This window comes from Methylomonas rivi (assembly GCF_024505165.1).
Lineage (GTDB): Bacteria > Pseudomonadota > Gammaproteobacteria > Methylococcales > Methylomonadaceae > Methylomonas > Methylomonas rivi.
This window is the reverse complement of the sequence record NZ_JANIBK010000044.1, coordinates 20,987-27,776: the sequence shown is the minus strand read 5'-3', so window position 1 is coordinate 27,776 and position 6,790 is coordinate 20,987. Positions and strand designations below refer to the sequence as shown.

6 protein-coding genes are annotated in these 6,790 nt (G+C 49.6%); 1 reads left to right on the top strand and 5 read right to left on the bottom strand.

The annotated features are described in order from the left end of the window. From NP596_RS10270 to NP596_RS10250, 5 genes are all read right to left on the bottom strand, one after another. The coding region (locus NP596_RS10270) for a type IV pilus secretin family protein (protein ID WP_256615260.1) at nt 1-1,326 on the bottom strand (1,326 nt) is incomplete at its 3' end. Nucleotides 1,327-1,339: 13 nt separating this feature from the next. Beyond that, nucleotides 1,340-1,900, bottom strand: a complete 561-nt coding sequence (locus NP596_RS10265; protein ID WP_256615259.1) for a pilus assembly protein PilP — start codon at nt 1,898-1,900, stop codon at nt 1,340-1,342. Continuing rightward, nucleotides 1,897-2,538 (bottom strand): type IV pilus inner membrane component PilO, encoded by a 642-nt coding sequence (locus NP596_RS10260; protein WP_256615258.1) that lies wholly within the window; start codon nt 2,536-2,538, stop codon nt 1,897-1,899. The genes NP596_RS10265 and NP596_RS10260 overlap by 4 nt, the downstream gene beginning before the upstream one ends. After that, a complete protein-coding gene (locus tag NP596_RS10255) occupies nt 2,535-3,107 on the bottom strand; it encodes a PilN domain-containing protein (protein ID WP_256615257.1) in 573 nt (190 codons plus the stop codon). The genes NP596_RS10260 and NP596_RS10255 overlap by 4 nt, the downstream gene beginning before the upstream one ends. Then, nucleotides 3,107-4,168, bottom strand: a complete 1,062-nt coding sequence (locus NP596_RS10250) for a pilus assembly protein PilM (RefSeq protein WP_256615256.1) — start codon at nt 4,166-4,168, stop codon at nt 3,107-3,109. Before NP596_RS10250 ends, NP596_RS10255 begins: the two co-directional genes overlap by 1 nt. 206 nt (nt 4,169-4,374) lie before the next feature. On the opposite strand from NP596_RS10250, the gene NP596_RS10245 reads away from it, so the two are divergent. After that, nucleotides 4,375-6,744 carry a penicillin-binding protein 1A gene (locus NP596_RS10245; RefSeq protein WP_371927935.1) on the top strand — a complete coding sequence of 790 codons (2,370 nt, stop codon included), beginning with the start codon at nt 4,375-4,377 and terminating at the stop codon, nt 6,742-6,744. Nucleotides 6,745-6,790: the final 46 nt, after the last annotated feature.

Sequence of the window (6,790 nt, the reverse complement as noted above, 5' to 3'; positions counted from 1 at the left end):
GCCGCCGGCGCCACCCGCTGCTGCGCCACCCGCCGCGCCGCCGGAAGTTCCGGATACTTTCAAAGGCCCGCCGCCTTGGTTAAAGTTGCCGCGCCCGATCAAAACATTACAGACATCGACCGCCCGGGCATAGTTGATCTGGATATTTTCGGTTTTTAATGGCTCCAACTGCTCATATATCTTTCTGGCTTCCAGTTCCTTCTCTTCCAAGACCTTAATTTCTTCGGTAGGCCCGATCAAAATGACGTTGCCGTTTTCCCGTTTGGACAACCCGCGCAGCTTCATGACCACATCCAATACTTGGTCCCATGGCACATCGTTGACATGCAAGGCAATGGAACCCGTTACGGAATCGGTAGTGATGATGTTGATTTCCTTACCTTCCTGGGTTTTGATATGGTCCGCAAGTATCATCAATACCGCCTTGACATCGATTTCCTGGAAATTCAGCGATAATTTGCTACCGATATACGGGGTTTTTTCTTTAAGCTGCGCCTCTTTTTCGGCGGGCGTCATGGGCCTGAATTCCACCGTCAATAAATTATCGGCCTGATAAGACGAATAATCGTAATTGGGGTTATTCGGTGTGATGGTAACGGTAACGCCTTCGCCGCGCGGCGTGGCTTCGATTTTTTGCACCGGCGTAGCGAAATCGGCCACATCGAAACTTTTGATCAAAGCCTCGGGGATTTTGGTATTCAAGAAATTCAAGACCACCTTACCGGCGGTTTGTTTCGCATCCACCACCGTATTGGGTGTGGACAAACCCAACAATAACCTGCCTTCGCCGTTCGGCCCGCGTCTAAAATCTATGCTTTTAATCGACTGTTCGGGTAGAAAACGGCTGAGAGCGGTTTCTTTTGCCGCGCTGGTTTGCACGATTTTATTGACCGCTGCCACCGATCCCGCCGATTTCAATACGACGTAATATTTGTTGCCGTCGATTTTGGTTTCATACGGCACTTTTTCGGTCAGATTGATGACTACCCGGGTCCGTCCCGATGCCTCCACCACATAGACCGTATTGGCGGCGCCCTGATTAATCGGAAAACTCTTTTTAGCCAGATTGCTTTTTACACCTTCAAAATCCAGCGCCAGCCTGGACGGATTATCGGTCTGAAAAATTTTCGGCTCTACGGCGGCCCCGCTCAACTCCAATTGAATTTGCAGCTGATTGCCCGCCAGAGTTGAAAACTCAAGATTATTGATCGCCGTTTCATCGGCCCAGGCTGAACACATCCGCAACATCAAAATCAACATTAACAGCCATCGGTGAGCAAACTGGCCCTGTAAATTCCCCATCATAATGTTTTGCTTAATTCTCATGTCTGTAACCTTTTTACTCAACCAATGCTAATGTTGCTTGTTGTTCGCGCCAGGTGCCGGGTTTATCGGGCACGATTTCCATTAATTCAATTTTGTCTTCGAGAATACGGATAATCTTGCCGTAATTTTGTCCCATATGGTTGCCTACCTGAACGCTATGTATTGTCCCGTCCTTGGCCCTGATCAAACCCCACAAGCCTCGCTGGTCCTTCAAGGTGCCCATCATCCGCAAAGAATCCAACGAGAAAGCTTCCAACTCCTCCTTCCTGCGCTCGGTATCCGGACGAATGCCGCTGACACCCGAAACGTCAAGCCCCGCATCATCCATATTTTTTTCGGTGGGCCGAAAAGGATCGCGCAAGCCTTCCGGTTTGAATACAAAGCTTTCGACTATTTTTTTCTCGGGCAAAGGTTCGATGGCGCCTTTCGGCCGCGCTTTGACATCTTGTATAAAGTTGGTCAGATCGTTCACATCGCCGCCCCCGCAGGCCGTCATCAATCCCGACAAGGCGGCCAGACAGGCCAAGCTTAACGATTGTTTAGGAGAAAATGATTTGCGTGCGAATAACATCATTTACCCCCTCTTCTTTTGGGCTTTTCTTTAACAGCACCCTCCTGCTCGCCCTCATTGTAGGTTTTAATAACCGCCGACATGGCCATGGCGCCTTTATTATCCTTATTTTCTTTTTCGCCTTTACCAAGTGGCGCGATATTGACATTATGGACCGTGACAATTCTGGGTAAAGACGCCAAACCGCTCACGAACAAACCCAACTCTTCGTATTTTCCCACCACCTGAATATTAATCGGCAGTTCGGAATAGAATTCTTTACGCACTTCGCCGCTGGGTTGAAACAGTTTAAATTCCAAACCGCTGGCCAAGCCGGTCTGGGAAATATCCACCAATAAATTAGCCACTTCGGCTTTGGTAGGCATCTGTTTCAGCATATCCCCCAGGGAAGACTCGATTTGCTCCAACTGGGCCCGGTAGTCCGGCAAATTAATGGCTTTTTTCTGTTTGTTTTCAAAAGAGGTTTTCAGACTTTCCTCCTCTTTTTCCAACACCTCGAGTTCATCGAGCTGCGGGATGCTGACGTAATAAACATCGGCGATAACAACCAGCAACGACACAATACAGCCGGCGGCAATTTTTATCGGGGTAGGCCAGCCACCCGCCGCATTAAGATCCCAATTCACTTCAGATAGGTTCATTGCGCAACTCCCGCCCGATCGTTATCCGCTTTTTTTCCTTGCTTGGCCGTCATGGAAAAATCGTTCATTTCGCCATTGTTTTTACCTTGACCTTTAATGACGCTCAACACCGGTGAATTGAGCCAAGCCGAATTTTCGATGGCCCGCATGTAAGCCGAGACCCGGGCGTTGGACTCCGCCTTGCCGTCCAGGGTTAGCGTCGCCTCAAGTTGGGTGAATTTGGTTAGATAAACGCCTTCCGGGGTAACCTTTGCCAGCTCGTCAAACAAATGCACGATTTCGGGCCGGCTTTCTTGCAGTTTTTGAATCACATCGATTTTGGTCAACAACTTGTTTTTCTTGTCTTCGATATCTTTAATTTCCGCAATTTTCTTATCCAGGATGGCGATTTCATTTTTGAGCATTTGATTGCGGAAATTCTGATGCTCTTTTAAGCCTTCGATGTACATATACACCAGAACCAGCAGCAAAGCCGTTGCTAACACGGCGGCGCCTATCCCCGCCGCAAAATCCTGTTGTTTTTTCTTGCGTAGCTCGTCTCGCCAGGGAAGTAAGTTAATTCTTGCCATTAATCGAAACTCCTTAACGCCAAACCGCAAGCTATCATCATGGCGGGCGTATCGTTGCTTAAACTCTGTGGCTTGACGCGATTGGAAAGCGCCATATTGATAAAAGGATTGGCGATATAAGAAGGTATACCCAAATCGCGTTCGACTAATTTTTCCAAGCCGGCAATGGAAGCGCAACCTCCCGCCAGGATTAAGGCATCGACCCCCCTATTCGCGCTGGAGGAGACAAAAAACTGTAATGAACGGGCAATCTGCTGCAGCATGGCCTTTTTAAAAGGCTCCAATACGTCGGGGATATAGTTATCGGGCAGCCCGCCATGCCGCTTGGCGAGCCCGGCCTCTTCATAAGACAACCCGTAACGGCGCTGAATTTCCTCGGTAAGCTGGCGTCCGCCAAAACCTTGCTCGCGGGTGTAAATGGTTTTGCCTTCATGCAGAATATTCAGCGACGTCATGGTGGCGCCTATATCGGCAATAGCCACGGTTTTGTTTTCGACCCTTTCGGGCAATTGATCGACTAACAAGGTAAAGGCATTTTCCATCGCGAACGCTTCGACATCCACAATGGCGGCTTTTAAGCCGGCATAAGCCAAGGCCTCGACCCGGTCTTCTATGTTTTCTCTACGCGAAGCCGCCAACAATACATCCAACATCTCGGGATTGTTTTTTGAGACCCCTTGCACATCGAAATCAAGATTAACTTCATCCAACGAATAAGGGATGTACTGATCCGCTTCGACCATGATCTGCTCTTCCATTTCGGCTTCGTTGAGAGACGCCGGCATGGATATGATTTTGGTCATCACCGATGATCCGGCCACGGCAACACATGCGCGCTTTGCCCGGCTGCCGGATTGCTTGACCGCCGCCTTGATGGCATTACCGATCAATTCCACATTGGTAATATTTTTATCGATAATCGCGTCTTGCGGCAGCGGCGCCACCGCATAGCTTTCAACCTTGAAGCGGGCGCCGGTTCGACTTAATTCCAACAATTTAACCGCTGCCGTGCTGATGTCTATGCCAAGCAAAGCGGACTGATTCCTGTTAAACCAGCTCATGAATGAAACCTATTAAATCCTAAATATATTAAAAGGATCCGCGATCTTTCTAAAAAAATTTGCAGAATCCAACTTTTGAGCAAGTATAGATAGGTTTTACAATTTTCACACCCCAAGCAGGCGGTAATTTCGAACTTTCAGTTGTCCCCCTTAACAAAAGCGGGTATTTTGCCGACCATACTAAACCCGATTAAATTCTGAAATCCGTGCCTATAAGGAAAAAGCCCAAACCCCAACGTTTGATTGCAACACTGTTCAAGTGGCTTTTTTTTGTTTTTTCTTTATTGCTAATAGGCTTGACTGTCGCTTGCTATTTTTTCATCCTCGAACTCAGCAAGGAACTGCCCGATATCGGTAAATTAGAACACGTTCAATACCAGATGCCGCTTAGCATCTATACGCAGGACAATTTGCTGATCGGCCAATATGGCGAAAAAAGGCGCGTCCCGGTCACAATCGACCAAATCCCTCACCGACAAATTCAAGCCTTTCTCGCCGCCGAGGACGAGCGCTTTTACAGCCACCCGGGCGTGGATTACAAAGGGCTGTTACGGGCTGCCAACCAATTATGGACCACCGGCAAAAAAACCCAGGGCGGTAGCACCATCACCATGCAGGTAGCGCGTAACTTTTTGCTCAGCAAGGAAAAGACGTTTTTACGCAAGTTAAAAGAAATTTTGTTAGCCATTCAAATCGAGCAACGTTATTCCAAGGATCAAATCCTCGAGCTCTACCTAAACAAAATTTATATGGGACAGCGCGCCTACGGGCTGGCCGCCGCCGCCCAAACCTACTACGGCAAAAACCTGGATGGGCTGAAACTTTACCAGCAAGCCATGATCGCCGGACTACCCAAGGCACCATCCGTTTACAACCCAATCGTTAACGCCGAAAGAGCGCTGGAAAGACGGAATTATGTTTTGAGGCGCATGCTGACATTAAACTTTATTCAACCCGCCGAATATCAACAAGCTATTAATACTGCCGACGACTCGGCAATTCAACCGAGCGCTATTGAATTCAACGCCCCCTTCATCGCTGAAATGGCCCGTCAGGAGCTGGTGGACAGGTACGGAGAAGACGCTTATACATTGGGACTAAAAGTCTATACAACCGTTTCATCCGCCTTGCAGCAAGCCTCGGATAAAGCCGTGCAAAACGCATTGCATGAATATGACGACCGCCACAGCTACCGCGGGCTGCCGCATAAAAAGTATAGCCCCGGCACTGCCTTGCATACCCTGAAGTCCCTGGGCGATTGCCGGCAAGCAGTAGTGGCAAGTGTAACCTCGGCCGGTATTACAACCACGCTAGCCGACGGCTCCTCTATTTCGATTCCCTGGAATAACGTCCCTTGGAAAACCCTCCAAACCCGCGCCAACAGCGCGGGCGGCATTATTTCGCCCGCTATAAAGCCTAATGATATTATCTGGATTCGGCAGCTGTCCGAGCAAAATTGGGTTCTGAGCCAAATACCCGCCGCGGAAGGCGCTTTTGCAGCCGTCAACCCCTATAACGGCGCCATATTGGCCATAACCGGCAGCTATGATTTTTATCTGAGCAGATTCAATCGCGCCACTCAAGCCAAGCGCCAACCCGGCTCCGGTTTCAAACCCTTCATTTATACCTCGGCACTGGAAAAAGGCTTTACACCCGCCAGCATCATTAACGACGCCCCCATCGTTATAGAAGACCCGTCACTGGAAAACGACTGGCGTCCGGAAAATTACACGCGTAAATTTCTAGGCCCTACCGCTTTGCGAACCGCCTTGCGCCAATCGATCAATCTGGTGTCCATTCGCCTGCTTCAGGACATTGGCATAGCCAATGCCCAGGAAACAGCAATGCGCTTTGGCTTTTCCCGCGAGCAGTTGCCCGCAACCTTGTCGCTGGCTTTAGGCAGCGGTTATGCTCCACCCCTTAGAATGGCTGCCGCTTATGCCGTATTTGCCAATGGCGGCTACTTAATAAAACCGTATTTGATAGAACGCATCGAAGACCACACGGGCGCAACCCTGTTTAAAGCCAACCCGGAATCGGTATGCCGAGAGTGTCCGGATGGCATGCAAAATGACTCCAATCCGGCGCCACGGGTTATTTCGGCGCAAATACATTTTCTCATGAACAGCCTGCTGCGCGACGTGGTCGAGAGAGGCACCGCAACGTTGGCAAAACAATTAGAAAGATCGGATTTGGCCGGCAAAACCGGCACAACCAATGACCAGCGGGACGCTTGGTTCAACGGCTTTACGCCGGATATTGCGGCTTCGGCCTGGATCGGCTTTGATAATTCGCAGTCATTGGGCAAGGGAGAAACCGGCGGCAAAGCTGCCTTGCCGATGTGGATAGCGTTTATGAAAACGGCACTGAAGGATATTCCGGAAAAACCGCTGGCCGTACCCGAGGGGATTGTGCAAGCATATATCAACCCCAACGACGGTCTACTACTGGAACCGAACGATAAAAACGGCATGTGGGAGTATTTTACCGCTGAAACCGCTCCGCAGCGATATTCCCAGCCTAAGCAACCGGAATTCGAATTTGACGAAGAGTGGCTGAAGGAAACGTTATTTTAGCGCCTAAAATAACTAATAGCCGCCCGCAGTCAGCAGCGGCTATGCA

Excerpts from the sequence above, each read along its gene's own strand:
- NP596_RS10265 (WP_256615259.1), bottom strand. The coding sequence starts at position 1,900 with ATGATGTTATTCGCACGCAAATCATTTTCTCCTAAACAATCGTTAAGC.
- NP596_RS10260 (WP_256615258.1), bottom strand. The coding sequence starts at position 2,538 with ATGAACCTATCTGAAGTGAATTGGGATCTTAATGCGGCGGGTGGCTGG.
- NP596_RS10255 (WP_256615257.1), bottom strand. The coding sequence starts at position 3,107 with ATGGCAAGAATTAACTTACTTCCCTGGCGAGACGAGCTACGCAAGAAA.
- NP596_RS10250 (WP_256615256.1), bottom strand. The coding sequence starts at position 4,168 with ATGAGCTGGTTTAACAGGAATCAGTCCGCTTTGCTTGGCATAGACATC.